The 15,720-nt window shown below is 66.4% G+C and carries 13 protein-coding genes; all 13 read right to left on the reverse strand.

Annotated elements, in window-relative coordinates:
- Positions 1-4 precede the first annotated feature (4 nt).
- Positions 5-649, reverse strand: coding sequence for an ATP phosphoribosyltransferase (gene hisG / locus ABD866_RS07795; RefSeq protein WP_345062893.1), 645 nt, complete (start codon positions 647-649; stop codon positions 5-7).
- 189 nt (positions 650-838) lie between these two features.
- The gene (murA, locus tag ABD866_RS07800) at positions 839-2,122 is read right to left on the reverse strand and encodes a UDP-N-acetylglucosamine 1-carboxyvinyltransferase (RefSeq protein WP_345062896.1); all 1,284 of its coding nucleotides are present in this window, start codon (positions 2,120-2,122) and stop codon (positions 839-841) included.
- Positions 2,123-2,200: 78 nt separating this feature from the next.
- Positions 2,201-2,443 (reverse strand): BolA family protein, encoded by a 243-nt coding sequence (locus tag ABD866_RS07805; protein WP_345062899.1) that lies wholly within the window; start codon positions 2,441-2,443, stop codon positions 2,201-2,203.
- A 58-nt stretch (positions 2,444-2,501) separates the two neighbouring features.
- Entirely contained in the window at positions 2,502-3,257 is a 756-nt protein-coding gene (locus ABD866_RS07810) for an ABC transporter permease (protein ID WP_345062903.1), read from the reverse strand.
- Entirely contained in the window at positions 3,254-4,279 is a 1,026-nt protein-coding gene (locus tag ABD866_RS07815; RefSeq protein WP_345062906.1) for an ABC transporter ATP-binding protein, read from the reverse strand. The genes ABD866_RS07810 and ABD866_RS07815 overlap by 4 nt, the downstream gene beginning before the upstream one ends.
- Before the next feature lie 94 nt (positions 4,280-4,373).
- Positions 4,374-4,682: an STAS domain-containing protein gene (locus ABD866_RS07820; protein WP_425549561.1), complete on the reverse strand. Its 309-nt coding sequence runs from the start codon at positions 4,680-4,682 to the stop codon at positions 4,374-4,376.
- Complete coding sequence (locus tag ABD866_RS07825) at positions 4,675-5,313, reverse strand: MlaC/ttg2D family ABC transporter substrate-binding protein (protein ID WP_345062912.1); 639 nt, start codon at positions 5,311-5,313, stop codon at positions 4,675-4,677. Before ABD866_RS07825 ends, ABD866_RS07820 begins: the two co-directional genes overlap by 8 nt.
- Positions 5,314-5,417: 104 nt before the next feature.
- The gene (locus ABD866_RS07830; protein ID WP_345062915.1) at positions 5,418-6,167 is read right to left on the reverse strand and encodes an MlaA family lipoprotein; all 750 of its coding nucleotides are present in this window, start codon (positions 6,165-6,167) and stop codon (positions 5,418-5,420) included.
- Positions 6,164-6,649 (reverse strand): outer membrane lipid asymmetry maintenance protein MlaD, encoded by a 486-nt coding sequence (gene mlaD / locus ABD866_RS07835; RefSeq protein ID WP_345062918.1) that lies wholly within the window; start codon positions 6,647-6,649, stop codon positions 6,164-6,166. Before mlaD ends, ABD866_RS07830 begins: the two co-directional genes overlap by 4 nt.
- Before the next feature lie 19 nt (positions 6,650-6,668).
- Positions 6,669-7,451 (reverse strand): lipid asymmetry maintenance ABC transporter permease subunit MlaE, encoded by a 783-nt coding sequence (gene mlaE, locus ABD866_RS07840; RefSeq protein ID WP_345062921.1) that lies wholly within the window; start codon positions 7,449-7,451, stop codon positions 6,669-6,671.
- Complete coding sequence (locus ABD866_RS07845) at positions 7,448-8,272, reverse strand: ABC transporter ATP-binding protein (RefSeq protein WP_345062923.1); 825 nt, start codon at positions 8,270-8,272, stop codon at positions 7,448-7,450. The genes mlaE and ABD866_RS07845 overlap by 4 nt, the downstream gene beginning before the upstream one ends.
- Before the next feature lie 629 nt (positions 8,273-8,901).
- Positions 8,902-10,377, reverse strand: coding sequence for a glutamate synthase subunit beta (locus ABD866_RS07850; protein ID WP_345062925.1), 1,476 nt, complete (start codon positions 10,375-10,377; stop codon positions 8,902-8,904).
- A 39-nt stretch (positions 10,378-10,416) separates the two neighbouring features.
- Entirely contained in the window at positions 10,417-15,144 is a 4,728-nt protein-coding gene (locus tag ABD866_RS07855; RefSeq protein WP_345062927.1) for a glutamate synthase-related protein, read from the reverse strand.
- Between the last annotated feature and the right edge of the window lie 576 nt (positions 15,145-15,720).

Here is a 15,720-nt window from a genome sequence, read left to right on the forward strand (position 1 = left end):
GGGGTCAGTCCTTGCGGATGGCGGAGGCAAAGGCGTCGATGATGCGGCGCAGGCGCGCCTGCTTGAGCTTGAGCGCTGCCTGGTTCACGACCAGGTAGGAGCTGATGTCCATGATGCGCTCGACTTCGACAAGGTTGTTGGCCTTGAGCGTGTTGCCGGTGGACACCAGGTCCACGATGGCATCGGCCAGGCCGGTGAGCGGCGCCAGTTCCATGCTGCCGTAGAGCTTGACCATGTCCACGTGCACGCCCTTGGCCGCGAAAAAGTCGCGCGCGATGCTGGTGTACTTGGTGGCCACGCGCAGGCGCGCGCCCTGGCGCACGGCGTGCTGGTAGTCAAAGTCGGCGCGCACGGCCACGCTCACGCGGCAGCGCGCAATCTGCAGGTCGAGCGGCTGGAACAGGCCCTGCGTGCCGTGTTCGATCAGCGTGTCCTTGCCGGTCACGCCCAGGTCGGCACCGCCGTATTCCACATAGGTGGGCACGTCGCTCGCACGCACCAGCACCACGCGCACGTCGGGCTGGTCGGTGGGCAGAATCAGCTTGCGCGAGGTGTCCGGGTCTTCCAGCACGCGGATGCCGGCGGCGGCCAGCAGTGGCAGGGTTTCGTCGAAGATGCGGCCCTTGGAGAGGGCCAGGGTGATGGTCATTTCATCTGCTCCGATGTTCTTCTTTTCGCCCCGCACGGTTGAACACGGGACGCCGAGAGTGCGGGCCGCCGTGCCAGGGCCGCCAAGCCGGCCAAGCGGCGCTTCGCTGGCGTGCACCGGCGGCGTCCCCCGTCCCACGCGCAGCGTGAGAGAAGGGGGAAGCGGCGAAGCCGCTCAGGGGGTTGTTCTTCATGCAATGCGTTCAATGTCGGCACCCAGGCCGCGCAGCTTGGCTTCCATGCGGTCGTAGCCGCGGTCCAGGTGGTAGATGCGGTCCACCAGGGTTTCGCCGTCGGCCACCAGGCCGGCGATCACCAGGCTGGCCGACGCGCGCAAATCGGTGGCCATCACCGCAGCGCCCGACAGGCGCGCACCGCTGCCGCCCAGGCCCTCAATGACCGCAACCTTGCCATCCGTCTGGATGCGCGCCCCCAGGCGCAGCATCTCGTTGACGTGCATGAAGCGGTTTTCAAAGATGGTTTCGGTGACCGTCGATGTGCCCTGCGCCACCACATTGAGCGCCATGAACTGCGCCTGCATGTCGGTGGGAAAGCCCGGGTACTCGGTGGTGCGGAAGCCCTGCGCGCGCAGCTGGGCCGCGCCCGGGCTCTGGATGCGGATGCCCTCGGGTACGGCCTCGACCTGCACGCCGGCCTCGCGCAGCTTGTCGATCACGGCGTCCAGGTGGTCAGCACGGCCGTGGCGCAGCAGCGCCTGGCCCCCGGCCGCCGCTACGGCGCACAAGAAGGTACCAGCCTCGATGCGGTCGGCCACCACGCGGTGCGTGGCGCCGTGCAGGCGCTCCACGCCCTGCACGCGAATGCGGCTGGTGCCATGCCCCTCGATCTGCGCGCCCATGGCGATCAGCATCTCGGCCAGGTCGCCGATTTCAGGTTCCTGCGCGGCGTTTTCCAGCACCGTCTCGCCCTCGGCCAGCGTGGCGGCCATCAGCAGGTTCTCGGTGCCGGTCACGGTGACCATGTCGGTGGTGATGCGCGCGCCCTTGAGGCGGGTGCGCCCCGCGGGCAGCTTGGCAATGATGTAGCCATGTTCGACCACGATCTCGGCGCCCATGGCCTGCAGGCCCTTGATGTGCTGGTCCACCGGGCGCGAGCCGATCGCGCAGCCGCCGGGCAGCGACACCGTGGCCTCGCCAAAGCGCGCCAGCAGCGGACCCAGCGCGAGCACCGAGGCGCGCATGGTCTTGACCAGCTCGTACGGCGCTTCGGGGCTGGTGAGCGACGACGCATCGATGCGCACCGTGCCGTCGTCCGAACGCTCGGCCTGCACACCCATGTTGCGCAGCAGGCGCAGCATGGTGCTCACGTCCTGCAGCTGCGGCACGTTGTGCAGCGTCACCGGCTCGGCCGTGAGCAGCGCGGCGCACAGCTCCGGCAGCGCCGCGTTCTTGGCGCCCGAGACCAGCACCTCGCCGGCCAGCGCGCGGCCGCCGCGGATCAGGAGTTTGTCCATGTGTCGTGACTTTCGATCAAATCGGCCGCTCGTGCTTATTTTTTAACCACGAGCAGCTATTATTTTTATAGCAGATGGTCAGGCAGCCCGGGCCGCCCACTCGGCCGGGGTGTAGGTTTTCATCGACAGCGCATGCACCTCGTCGGTGTGCATCTTGCTGCCCAGCGTGGCGTACACGCGCTGGTGACGCTGGATGGCGCGCTTGCCTTCGAACTCGGCCGAGACGATGGTGGCAAACCAGTGCCGGCCGTCGCCTTCGAGCGCGATGTGGTCGCAGGGCAGGCCGGCGCGGATGATGTCCTTGAGTTGGTCGGCGGTCATGTCGGTTCAAACAGGTGAGAAAGGCGGCGCAGCACCCCGCGGGTGCCGCCGTGCCCCGTCAATGGCGGATTTTGTAGCCCGAGCGCAGCAGGTGCACGGCGAACGCACTTACAGCCAGCCAGGCCACGCCCACGATGCCCAGGCTCAGCCAGGGCGAGGTGTCGCTCTGGCCGAAGAAGCCGTAGCGGAAACCGTCGATCATGTAGAAAAACGGGTTCAGGTGGCTGGCGGCCTGCCAGAACTTGGGCAGCGACTGGATGGAGTAGAACACGCCCGACAGGAAGGTCATGGGCACGATGATGAAGTTCTGGAAGGCTGCGAGCTGGTCGAACTTGTCGGCCCACAGCCCCGCAATCAGCCCCAGCGTGGCCAGCAGCGCAGCCCCCAGCAGGGCAAACACCACGATCCACACGGGCGCAGCGAACTCGGGCCGCGCAAAAGCCAGCGTGACGATGAACACCCCCAGCCCCACCACCAGCCCGCGCACCACCGACGAGCCCACATAGGCCACAAACCAGGCCCAGTGCGACAGCGGCGTGAGCAGGATGAACACCAGGTTGCCCATGATCTTGCTCTGGATCAGGCTCGATGAGCTGTTGGCAAATGCGTTTTGCAGCACGCTCATCATCACCAAGCCTGGCACCAGGAAGGCGGTGTAGCTCACGCTGTCGTACACCTTCACATGGTCTTCGAGCACATGGCCAAAAATCAGCAGGTACAGCACGGCCGTGAGCACGGGCGCGGCCACGGTCTGGAAGCTCACCTTCCAAAAGCGCAGCACTTCCTTGTAGAACAGGGTCTGCCAGCCGGTCATTTCTGTGCCCCCATGCTCTGTACCGATGTGCCCTGGCCGTCCCCCACGGTGGCCGTGCCTTGCTGGGGGCGGCCCGGGGCGGCGGCGGACGCATCCGCTTCGGCAGACTGACTGGCCGACCCCGTGCCCGACATCACTTGCAGGAACACATCCTCCAGGTCGGGCCGGCGGATCTCCATGTCGTGCACCTCCACGCCGGCCGTGCGCAGCGCGGCCAGATGCTGTTCGATCTCGCGCGCATCGTGCGCGGGCAGCTGGGCAATGCGGCCCGTGACCCGCGCCAGCGCGCGCAGCGGCGGCGGCAGCTCCTGGTCGGTCTTGAACTGCAGCACGCTGCCCGAGGCCGAACGCAGCAGGTTGCTGGTGCGGTCCAGCGCCACCACCTGCCCGGTCTTGAGCATCGCAATGCGGCCGCACAGCGCCTCGGCCTCTTCAAGGTAGTGCGTGGTCAGCAGCACCGTGTGGCCCTGCTTGTTGAGCTTGGCAATGAACTGCCAGAGGGTCTGGCGCAGCTCCACGTCGACCCCGGCCGTGGGCTCGTCGAGCACGATGATGGGCGGCTTGTGCACCAGCGCCTGGGCCACGAGCACGCGACGCTTCATGCCGCCCGAAAGCTGGCGCATGTTGGCGCTGGCCTTGTCGGTCAGGCCGAGTTCGTGCAGCAGTTCGTCGATCCAGGCGTCGTTGTGCTTCACGCCGAAGTAGCCCGACTGGATGCGCAGCGATTCGCGCACGTTGAAGAACGGGTCGAACACCAGCTCCTGCGGCACCACGCCGAGGCGGCGGCGCGCGTCAGCGAACTCGGCCTGCACATCGGCTCCCTGCACCAGCACGCGGCCTGCGGTAGGCCGCGCCAGACCAGCCAGAATACTGATGAGCGTGGTTTTGCCCGCTCCGTTGGGGCCGAGCAGACCGAAGAATTCGCCCTCCTCAATGTCCAGGTTCACCTGGCGCAAGGCCTGGAAGGGCCCCTTGGGGGTCTGATACGTCTTGGAGACGGCTTGGAAGGAAACGGCGGGCATGAGATTACGGGATTTTACGGCCTGGGCCCGCCCGACCCGGCCGCAGGGTCGCACGCAGCAAGCCCCCGGCGCACGCCTGGCGAGGCGGCAACGCTCAAGCGTGGTGGGGGTCGAGCAAGCCCTGTACGCCGTACAACCCCGCGAGCTTCCACAGCCCTTCGGGCAAGGCCTGCACCCGCAGGCTGTGGCCGCGCTGCAAGGCCTCGCGCCGGCATTCGAGCAGCACCGCCAAGGCGGTCGAATCAAACCGCTGCAGCGCCTGGCCGTCGAGCACCAGCGTCTGCCCGGCGGGCTGCCGCCCCGGCAATGCCAGCGCCTGCAGCAGCTGCGCCAGCGCACTGCGCGCCTCGTGCTGCGTGAGCACGGCGGGCAAGGGCACTGCGGCAGGCGTTGAATCAGCCACGCTGGGCATTGTTCTTGTTGCGGGCGGACAGCGCCTCGATGAGACCATCGACGCCACGGGCGTTGATCTCGGGCGCAAACTGGCCGCGGTAGGTTTCCACCAACCACACGCCCAGCACGTTGAGGTTGTAGATCTTCCAGCCCGCGCCCTGGCCCGGGGTTTTCTCCAGCCGGTAGTCGAGCTGGATCGGGTCGCCCCGACCCACGATCTCGGTGCGCACCAGCACGTCCTGATCGCCCGCGGCGGCGCGCAGTGGTTTGACCTGGATGGTCTGGTCGCTCACCTGCGCCAGCGCGCCCGCATAGGTCCGCACCAGCAGCACCTTGAACTCGTCCTGCAGCCGTCGCTGCTGCTCAGGCGTGGCCTGGCGCCAGCCCGGGCCCACGGCCGCAGCCGTCATGCGCCGGAAGTTCACATGAGGCATGACCATGCGGTCCACCAGCGCGATCACACGGCCGATGTCACCGCCCTGCACGGCCTTGTCGGCCCGCACGGCATCCAGCACCTCGGTGGACAAGCGACGCACCAAGGCGTCGGGGGTCTCGTCGGCATGGGCGGTCACTGGGCCCAGGCACCAAGCGGCAGCCAGGGCGGCCGCGCCACGGTGCCACTGGCGGCGGGTGAGGGTCATGGTCAAAGTCTTTCAGGAATCAAAAGGCGATGGCTGGATTCTCGGCAGGTCTGCGGCCATCGCTGCGTCGGGTGTGTCGCGGCTTGCAAGCAATTGCAACGGTTTCAGCGCGCAGGCTCTGGCTCCGGCGGCAGCACCCCGTCGTCGGCCGCGGGGTCGTCGCGGCGCGTATCGCCCGTCTGGCTGCGCACCTGCAGAAACACGTCGCGCGTGAACGAATACTTGTCGAGCGCCGCGTCGTCCAGCACACGGCTTGCGCGCAGCAGGTTGGCCCGCGCGTCCACAGCCCCCAGCGCGTACAGGCTGTTGCGCGACGACACCGGATCGACATGGCGCACCACGTTGCCGCGCATGTCCACCGGCAAGGCGACCGTGTCGCGCACGGTCGAAGGCCCCAGCACCGGCAGCACTAGGTACGGCCCTGTGGGCACGCCCCAGTGGCCCAGCGTGAGGCCGAAGTCCTGCTTGTGGCGCTCGATGCCCAGCTCGCTGGCCACGTCCAGCACACCGCCCAGACCAAAAAAGGTGTTGACGTTCACCCGCATGAAGCTGCTGGCCGCGCCTTCGGGCTTGAACTGCAGCACGTTGTTCACAAACGACCACACATCGCCCAGATTGGCAAAGAAGTTGCGCACGCCCGTGCGCACGGGCGACGGCACCGCCTCCTGGTAGGCCGTGGCCACCGGCTTCAGCACCATCGCGTCGACCTGCTCGTTGAACGAGGTCATGCCGCGGTTGTACGACTCGAAGGGATCGCGCGGATCGGGCTGGGCCACGGTGGCGCAGCCCGAGAGCACCAGAGCGCACAGGCCCAGCAAGGCGCGTGCTGGAAGGCGTGGGATGAGAAACGTCATTTGATGCTCCCGCCGCTGGAGGATCCACCCTCTTCGGCCCGGCCGTACAGGAACTGACCGATCAGGTTTTCAAGCACCACGGCCGACTGCGTGGACGTGATGGTGTCGCCAGCCGCAAGGTTGCGCTCGTCCGCGCCGGCCTCGATGCCGATGTATTGCTCGCCCAGCAGCCCGCTGGTCAAAATCTTGAGCGAGCTGTCTTTGGGAAATGCGTAGCGCGGGTCCAGCGACAGCGTCACCCGCGCCTGGAACGTCTTGTCATCGAACGCAATCGACTCCACACGGCCGACCACGACGCCCGCACTGCGCACGGCCGCCTGGGGCTTGAGGCCGCCAATATTGTCAAACCGCGCCGTGACGCTGTAGCCCGACTGCCACTGCAGCCCAAGCAGGTTGGCCGATTGCAGCGCCAGAAAAACCAGCGCCGCAGCGCCGAGCATCACAAACAGCCCTACCCAGATGTCGTTCTTGGATCGTTGCACCGATTCGCTCCTTGTTGGTTCAGAGGCTGAACATCCATGCGGTCAGCACAAAGTCGAGCGCCAGCACCGCCAGAGAGGCCATGACCACCGTGCGCGTGGTGGCCTTGGCCACGCCCTCGGGCGTGGGTTTGGCCCGATAGCCCTGCAGCAGCGCCACAAAGGTGACGGCAAAGCCGAACACGATGCTTTTGAGCACGCCGTTGCCAACGTCGTTCCATACATCGACGCCGCCCTGCATCTGGCTCCAGAAGGCACCGGAGTCCACGCCGATCAGCACCACCCCGACCACCCAGCCGCCGATCACGCCCACCGCGCTGAACACCGCGGCCAGCAACGGCAGCGTGAACACACCCGCCCAGAAGCGCGGCGCGAGGATGCGGCGCACAGGATCCACCGCCATCATCTCCATGGCGCTCAACTGCTCGCCCGCACGCATCAGACCAATCTCGGCCGTGAGCGAGGTGCCCGCACGGCCTGCAAACAACAGCGCCGACACCACAGGTCCCAGCTCGCGCACCAGCGACAGCGCCACCAGCAGGCCCAGCGCCTCGGCCGAGCCGTAGCGCTGCAGTGTGTAGTAGCCCTGCAGCCCCAGCACAAAGCCCACGAACAGGCCCGACACCGCGATGATCGCCAGCGAGTGATTGCCCAAAAAATGCACCTGGTCGCGCACCAGTGCCGGGCGGCGCAGGGCGACGCCCACCAGCGCCACCAGGCGCACAAACAGCCGCGTGGCCAGACCCACATCGGCGAGCAGCGTGCGGGTGGCCAAGCCCACGTCGGCAGGACGCCATCCGCTCATCTGCGACTCCGGCCTTGCGGCGCAAAATCTTCGTCCATGCTGGGGCCGGGGTAGTGGAACGGCACCGGGCCGGTCGGGAGCGCCTGCACGAACTGGCGCACCAGCGGATCGGTGCTCGCCCGCACCGCGTCGGGCGTTCCTTGCGCGGCCACGCCGCCCTGGCCGAGGATGACGACGTGGTCGGCGATGCGAAAGGTTTCGTCCAGGTCGTGCGACACCACGATGCTGGTCAGGCCCATCGTGTCGCCCAGCTGGCGAATCAATTGCGCCGCCGTGCCCAGCGAGATCGGATCGAGGCCGGCAAACGGCTCGTCGTACATCACCAGTTCGGGGTCGAGCGCAATGGCGCGGGCCAGCGCCACGCGGCGGGCCATGCCCCCCGAAATCTCCGACGGCATCAAATCGCGCGCGCCACGGAGGCCCACGGCCTGCAGCTTCATCAGAGCGACATCACGTACCAGACGGTCGGGCAGGTCGGTGTGCTCGCGCAGCGGAAAGGCCACGTTTTCAAGCACCGACAAGTCAGTGAACAAAGCTCCGAACTGGAACAGCATGCCCATGCGGCGGCGCGCGGCGTACAGCGACGTGGCGTCCATGCGGCCCACGTCCTGCCCGTCAAACAGCACCTGGCCCTGCCGGGCGCGCTGCTGACCGCCGATCAGCCGCAGCACGGTGGTCTTGCCACCGCCCGAGGCCCCCATCAGCGCCGTGACCTTGCCACGGGGCACCTGCAGACTCAGGTCGCGCAGGATCACCCGATCCCCGTAGCCGAAGCTCACGTGGCGCAGTTCAACCAGCGGGGGCGGTGTGCAGGCGTCCATGTCCCAAAAAGCAAAGCCGGTCGTACCGGCTGCGGGGGATGATACGGGATTACCCGCAACCGGATGCGAGCCCCCTGGGAACCCACGCACTGCGATAGGAGATGCCTCGGCCCAGTACGCGCGGTGGACCTCTTGGCTTGGAAGCGCCCTGTCGCGAGCGGCATCGAAGCGCTTGCTGGGCAAGGCGGCACCGGCCGGCATGGCCAGTGCTTCATCCACATGCCCGAAGGGCGATCCGTGAGGGATCAGCGCGGCAGGTCAGAGAACTACATGAGGAACTCATGAACGGCCCGTGCGACCTGGCGACCCTCACGCGCACCGGCCGGCATGGCTGGTGCTGCATCCACGCGCCCGCAGGGCGATCCGTGCGGGATCAGCGCGGCAGGTCAGAGAACCCCATGAGGAACTCATGAACGGCGCGCGCGGCCTAGCGACCCTCACGCGCACCGGCCGGCAAGGCTGGTGCTTCATCCACGCGCCCGCAGGGCGATCCGTGAGGGATCAGCGCGGCAGGTCAGAAAACCCCATGAGGAACTCATGAACGGCGCGCGCGGCCTGGCGACCCTCACGCGCACTGGCCGGCAAGGCTGGTGCTTCATCCACGCGCCCGCAGGGCGATCCGTGAGGGATCAGCGCGGCAGGTCAGAGAACCCCATGAGGAATTCGTCCACGGCGCGCGCGGCCTGGCGACCCTCACGGATCGCCCACACCACCAGCGACTGCCCGCGGCGCATGTCACCCGCGGCGAACACCTTGGGCACATTGGTCTTGTAGCCACCGTCGAAGTCGGTCGTGGCCTTGGCGTTGCCGCGGGCGTCCTTGTCCACGCCAAAGGCCTCGATGATGGGCGCAACCGGGCTCACAAAGCCCATGGCCAGCAGTACGAGGTCGGCCTTGAGCGTCTGCTCCGAGCCCGCCACCTCGACCATCTTGCCGTCCTTCCATTCGACGCGCACGGTCTTGAGGCCCGTGACCTTGCCCTTTTCACCGATGAATTCCTTGGTGGCAATGGCAAACTCGCGCGTGCAGCCTTCTTCGTGGCTGGAACTGGTGCGCAGCTTGTACGGCCAGTACGGCCAGGTCAGCGGGCGGTTCTCCTCTTCGGGCGGCATGGGCATCAGCTCGAACTGCGTGACGCTGGCCGCGCCATGGCGGTTGCTGGTGCCCACGCAGTCGCTGCCGGTATCACCACCGCCGATTACGATCACGTGCTTGCCTTCGGCGCGGATCTGGCCTTTGAGCTTGTCGCCTGCGTTGACCTTGTTCTGCTGCGGCAGGAATTCCATCGCAAAGTGCACGCCGTCGAGATCGCGGCCCGGCACAGGCAGGTCGCGCGACTGCTCGGCACCACCGGCCAGCAGCACGGCATCGAAGTCTTTTTGCAGCTGCTCGGGCGACACGGTGTCCTTGGCCCAGTTCGTGACCTTGGAATCCTTGCCCATGCCGTCTTTCGCGGCCACCAGCACGCCGGTGCGGAAGACCACGCCCTCGGCCTTCATCTGCTCGACGCGGCGGTCGATGTGGGACTTCTCCATCTTGAAGTCGGGGATGCCGTAACGCAGCAGGCCGCCCACACGGTCGTTCTTCTCGAACACCGTCACGTCGTGGCCCGCACGGGCGAGCTGCTGGGCCGCGGCCAGGCCGGCCGGGCCGGAGCCGACAACCGCGACCTTCTTACCCGTCTTGTGCTTGGGCGGCTGCGGCAGCACCCAGCCCTCGGCCCAGGCGCGGTCGATGATCGCGTGCTCAATCGACTTGATGCCCACGGCGTCGTCGTTCACGTTGAGCGTGCAGGCGGCCTCGCAGGGTGCGGGGCAGATGCGGCCCGTGAACTCGGGAAAGTTGTTGGTGCTGTGGAGCACGGTGATCGCGTTCTTCCAGTCGCCCTGGTACACCAGATCGTTGAAGTCCGGGATGATGTTGTTGACCGGGCAGCCGTTGTTGCAGAACGGCGTGCCGCAGTCCATGCAGCGCGCACCCTGGATCTTGGCCTGCGACTCGTCCAGGCCGATCACGAACTCCTTGTAGTGCTTCAGGCGCTCGGGCACGGGCTTGTAGCCCTCCTCGATGCGCTCGTATTCCATAAAGCCGGTGGTCTTTCCCATGGCAGTGTGTCCTTGTGAATGCGTTGTCGACAGGCGCCTTTAGCGGGCGGCCACGGCAGAAGCAGCGGGCGCAGCCGGTGCGGCAGCGGCCTGGGCGGCCTTGCGGCCGTTGATTTCGGCCAGCGCGCGCTTGTACTCGGTGGGGAACACCTTGACGAACTTGGCGCGCGAGGCCGCCCAGTTGTCGAGCAGTTCGCGGGCGCGCTTGCTGCCTGTCCAGCGGTTGTGGTCTTCCAGCATCTTCTTGAGCTGGGCCTCGTCGGTCTGGTCGCGGTGCCAGATGGCGCGCGGCAGTTGGGCGGTCTGCTCTTCGGCCGTTAGCACGCGTTCGAGCGTGACCATGGACATGTTGCAGCGGCTCGCAAACTGGCCGTCTTCGTCGTACACATAGGCAATGCCGCCGCTCATGCCCGCGGCAAAGTTGCGGCCCGTCTTGCCAAGCACGACCACCGTGCCGCCGGTCATGTATTCGCAACCGTGGTCGCCCGTGCCTTCGACCACCGTCGAGGCACCCGACAGGCGCACGGCAAAGCGCTCGCCAGCCACGCCGCTGAAGAACGACTCACCGCTGGTGGCGCCGTACATCACCGTGTTGCCCACGATGGTGTTGCGCACTGCGTCGCCGCGGAAGTCGATGCTCGGACGCACCACCACACGGCCACCCGAGAGGCCCTTGCCGGTGTAGTCATTGGCGTCACCGATGAGGTACAGCGTGATGCCGCGCGTGAGGAAGGCGCCGAACGACTGGCCGCCCGTGCCTTCGAGCTGGATGCGGATCGTATCGTCGGGCAGGCCGTCGGGGTGCACGCGGGTCACGGCGCCCGAGAGCATCGCGCCCACCGAGCGGTTGACGTTGCGCGCCACCTCGATGAACTGCACGCGCTCGCCCTTTTCAATCGCAGGCTTGCTGCGCTCGATGAGCTTGCGGTCCAGCGTGTGGTCGATGTTGTGGTCCTGCTTGTCGACGTGGAAGCGGGCCACCTCGCCACCGACCATCGGCTGGGCGAACAGGCGGCTGAAATCCAGACCGCGGGCCTTCCAGTGCTCGATGCCGGCGCGCATGTCGAGCAGCTCGGTGCGGCCAATCATGTCGTCGAACTTGCGGATGCCGAGCTGGGCCATGATCTGGCGCACTTCTTCAGCGACGAAGAAGAAGTAGTTCACCACGTGCTCGGGCTTGCCCGAGAACTTCTTGCGCAGTGCCGGGTCTTGCGTGGCCACGCCCACAGGGCAGGTGTTGAGGTGGCACTTGCGCATCATGATGCAGCCCTCGACCACCAGCGGTGCGGTGGCGAAGCCGAACTCGTCGGCACCCAGCAGCGCGCCGATGGCAACGTCGCGGCCGGTCTTCATCTGGCCGTCGGCCTGCACACGGATGCGGCCGCGCAGGCGGTTGAGCACCAGCGTCTGCTGCGTTTCGGCCAGGCCGATTTCCCAGGGCGAGCCTGCGTGCTTGATGGACGACCAGGGCGAGGCGCCCGTGCCGCCGTCGTGCCCGGCAATCACCACGTGGTCGCTCTTGCACTTGGCCACGCCGGCCGCAATCGTGCCCACGCCCACTTCCGACACCAGCTTGACCGAGATGTCGGCATGCGGGGCCACGTTCTTCAGGTCGTGGATCAGCTGGGCCAGGTCTTCGATCGAGTAGATGTCGTGGTGCGGCGGGGGCGAGATCAGGCCCACGCCCGGCACGCTGTGGCGCAGCTTGCCGATGTACTCGGACACCTTGCCGCCCGGCAGCTGGCCGCCTTCGCCAGGCTTGGCGCCCTGGGCCATCTTGATCTGGATTTGGTCGGCCGACGACAGGTACTCGGCCGTCACCCCGAAGCGGCCCGAGGCCACCTGCTTGATGCGGCTGCGCAGCGAATCGCCGTCTTCCAGCGGCATGTCCACTTCGACGTTCTCGGCACCGATCACGCTCTTGAGGCTGTCGCCCTTCTTGATCGGGATGCCCTTGAGTTCGTTGCGGTAGCGGCGCTCGTCCTCACCGCCTTCGCCGGTGTTGCTCTTGCCGCCGATGCGGTTCATGGCCACGGCCAGCGTGGCATGGGCTTCGGTGGAGATGGAGCCCAACGACATGGCGCCGGTGGCGAAGCGCTTGACGATCTCCTTGGCCGGCTCAACCTCGTCGATCGGGATGGCCTTGGACGGGTCGATCTTGAATTCGAACAGACCGCGCAGCGTCATGTGGCGGCGGCTCTGGTCGTTGATGATCTGCGCGTATTCCTTGTAGGTGTTCCAGTTGCCGGCGCGCGTGCTGTGCTGCAGCTTGGCAATCGCGTCGGGCGTCCACATGTGGTCTTCGCCGCGTGCGCGCCAGGCGTATTCACCGCCGGCATCCAGCATGGTGGCCAGCACTGGGTCGTCGCCGAAGGCGGCCTTGTGCATGCGGATGGCTTCTTCAGCGATCTCGAACACACCGATGCCTTCCACGCGGCTGGCCGTGCCGGTGAAGTACTTGTCCACGGTCTCGCTGTTCAGGCCGATGGCTTCGAACAGCTGCGCGCCGCAGTAGGACATGTAGGTGGACACGCCCATCTTCGACATGATCTTGGACAGACCCTTGCCGATGGCCTTGGTGTAGTTGTAGATCGCCTTCTCGGGCGACAGGTCGCCTGAGAGATCCTTGTGCATGTCGACCAGCGTCTCCATGGCCAGGTAGGGGTGCACAGCTTCGGCGCCGTAGCCGCCCAGCACGGCGAAGTGGTGCACTTCGCGGGCCGTACCCGTTTCCACCACCAGGCCGGCGGTGGTGCGCAGGCCTTCACGCACCAGGTGCTGGTGGATGGCCGACAGCGCCAGCAGCGCAGGAATGGCAACTTGGGTCGGGCTCACGCCGCGGTCGCTGATGATCAGGATGTTGGCGCCGCCCTTGATGGCGTCCACCGCCTGCGCGCACAGCGAGGCGAGCTTGGCCTCCACACCCTCGTGGCCCCAGGCCAGCGGGTAGGTGATGTCGATGGTCGCGCTCTTGAACTTGCCCTGGGTGTGCTGCTCGATGTTGCGCAGCTTGGCCATGTCGGCAAAGTCCAGCACCGGCTGGCTTACTTCCAGACGCATCGGCGGGTTGACCTGGTTGATGTCCAGCAGGTTCGGCTTGGGGCCGATGAAGCTGTTGAGCGACATCACGATGGCCTCGCGGATCGGGTCGATCGGCGGGTTCGTCACCTGGGCAAACAACTGCTTGAAGTAGTTGTACAGCGGCTTGTTCTTGTTCGAGAGCACGGCCAGCGGGCTGTCGTTGCCCATGGAACCGATGCCTTCTTCGCCGTTCTTGGCCATGGGGGCCATCAGGAACTTGATGTCTTCCTGGGTGTAGCCAAAGGCCTGCTGGCGGTCGAGCAGCGACAGGCCCTGGGCGTCGGCCACGGGCGCGGCCTCGCCGCCTTCCACGCTGTCGAGCTTGATGCGCAGGTTCTCGATCCACTGCTTGTAGGGCTTGGTGTTGACAACGTTGGCCTTGAGCTCGTCGTCTTCGATCAGGCGGCCCTGCTCCAGGTCGATCAGGAACATCTTGCCGGGCTGCAGGCGCCACTTGCGCACGATCTTGTTCTCGGGCACGGGTAGCACGCCCGATTCCGAGGCCATGATCACCAGGTCGTCGTCGGTGATGCAGTAGCGCGAGGGACGCAGGCCGTTGCGGTCCAGCGTGGCGCCGATCTGGCGGCCATCGGTGAACACGATGGAGGCCGGGCCATCCCAGGGCTCGAGCATGGCGGCGTGGTATTCATAGAACGCGCGGCGGCGCTCGTCCATGGTGGTGTGCTGCTCCCAGGGCTCCGGGATCATCATCATCACGGCCTGGCTGATGGGGTAGCCGGCCATGGTCAGCAGTTCGAGACAGTTGTCGAAGGTGGCCGTGTCCGACTGGCTCGCGAAGCTGATCGGGTAGAGCTTCTTGAGGTCGGGCCCGAGCACGGGCGAGGACATCACGCCTTCGCGCGCCTTCATCCAGTTGTAGTTGCCCTTGACGGTGTTGATTTCACCGTTGTGCGCCACATAGCGGTACGGGTGGGCCAGCGGCCACTCGGGGAATGTGTTGGTCGAGAAGCGCTGGTGTACCAGACCGATGGCCGAAACGCAGCGCGGGTCCTGCAGATCGAGGTAGTAGGTGCCCACCTGGTCGGCGAGCAGCAGGCCCTTGTAGACCACGGTGCGGCTGCTCATGCTCGGAACGTAGTATTCCTTGCTGTGCTTGAGGCCCAGCGCCTGGATGGCGGCGCTAGCCGTCTTGCGGATCACGTAGAGCTTGCGCTCCAGCGCGTCCTGCACGATCACGTCGCTGCCGCGGCCGATGAACACCTGGCGCAGGATGGGCTCCTTCTGGCGCACGGTGGGCGACATGGGCATGTCGACGTTGACCGGCACGTCGCGCCAGCCCAGCAGCACCTGGCCTTCGGCCTTGATCGCGCGCTCCATCTCCTGTTCGCAGGCCAGGCGCGAGGCGTGTTCCTTGGGCAGGAAGATCATGCCCACGCCATACTCGCCAGCCGCAGGCAGCGTCACGCCCTGCTTGGCCATTTCTTCGCGGTACAGCGCGTCGGGAATCTGGATCAGGATGCCCGCGCCATCGCCCATCAGCTTGTCGGCCCCCACGGCGCCGCGGTGGTCGATGTTTTCGAGGATCTTGAGCGCCTGGGTCACGATGTCGTGGCGCTTTTCGCCCTTGATGTGGGCGACAAAGCCGAGGCCGCAGGCATCGTGCTCGTTGGCGGTGGAATACAAACCGTGTTGTTGGAGATGCTGGATCTCGGCGGCCGTCGTCATGGCGCACTCCTCTATTTTTCGCAGGGAACACAAGATTAGTGCAATGCAGCATTTGCCGCAAGCAAAACAAATGGGGTCAGATACCATTTAAATATCCAATCCTTCCAATCGAAAAATAATTGGGGACATATCATGGCGCTTGGAAAGCACTGCAGATGGCACACAGAACACCGCGATCCGGCGCGCTGGCGGCCCCGCCATGCACCCGCGGCAGCACTGCGCCTCACAGGCGGTGCGCTTGCCGAGGCGATCGGTGGGCGCTAGCGTCTGGCCCTCTGGCACCCGGCAACGGGGCGGCGGGTGCAGCCGGCACCAGGGCTTGGCGCACCAGTTTCATGCTCACGCCTCGTGCGCCGGTCGTGGGTCCAGCCCGGCTCGCCCTGCCCGGCCGAGCCCGGCCTGACGTACCACCCCGCCGCTGCTGCCGCCCACGTGGCCATTGGACAAGGCCTTAATTGCTATTACTTTGATAGCTGCTTGTGCTTGATAAACAAGCACAAGCAGCCACTCTGACGCGAAATCGTCTGCATGCCGAGCGCCCATCCGCCCCGCCGTGGTGCAAGCGCTGGCATACGG

Source organism: Acidovorax lacteus (assembly GCF_039540375.1).
GTDB lineage: Bacteria > Pseudomonadota > Gammaproteobacteria > Burkholderiales > Burkholderiaceae_C > Acidovorax_G > Acidovorax_G lacteus.

Bases quoted from the DNA above. Each gene is read 5' to 3' on its own strand.
- hisG (WP_345062893.1), bottom strand. From the start codon at position 649: ATGACCATCACCCTGGCCCTCTCCAAGGGCCGCATCTTCGACGAAACC.
- murA (WP_345062896.1), bottom strand. From the start codon at position 2,122: ATGGACAAACTCCTGATCCGCGGCGGCCGCGCGCTGGCCGGCGAGGTG.
- ABD866_RS07805 (WP_345062899.1), bottom strand. From the start codon at position 2,443: ATGACCGCCGACCAACTCAAGGACATCATCCGCGCCGGCCTGCCCTGC.
- ABD866_RS07810 (WP_345062903.1), bottom strand. From the start codon at position 3,257: ATGACCGGCTGGCAGACCCTGTTCTACAAGGAAGTGCTGCGCTTTTGG.
- ABD866_RS07815 (WP_345062906.1), bottom strand. From the start codon at position 4,279: ATGCCCGCCGTTTCCTTCCAAGCCGTCTCCAAGACGTATCAGACCCCC.
- ABD866_RS07825 (WP_345062912.1), bottom strand. From the start codon at position 5,313: ATGACCCTCACCCGCCGCCAGTGGCACCGTGGCGCGGCCGCCCTGGCT.
- ABD866_RS07830 (WP_345062915.1), bottom strand. From the start codon at position 6,167: ATGACGTTTCTCATCCCACGCCTTCCAGCACGCGCCTTGCTGGGCCTG.
- mlaE (WP_345062921.1), bottom strand. From the start codon at position 7,451: ATGAGCGGATGGCGTCCTGCCGACGTGGGCTTGGCCACCCGCACGCTG.
- ABD866_RS07845 (WP_345062923.1), bottom strand. From the start codon at position 8,272: ATGGACGCCTGCACACCGCCCCCGCTGGTTGAACTGCGCCACGTGAGC.
- ABD866_RS07850 (WP_345062925.1), bottom strand. From the start codon at position 10,377: ATGGGAAAGACCACCGGCTTTATGGAATACGAGCGCATCGAGGAGGGC.
- ABD866_RS07855 (WP_345062927.1), bottom strand. From the start codon at position 15,144: ATGACGACGGCCGCCGAGATCCAGCATCTCCAACAACACGGTTTGTAT.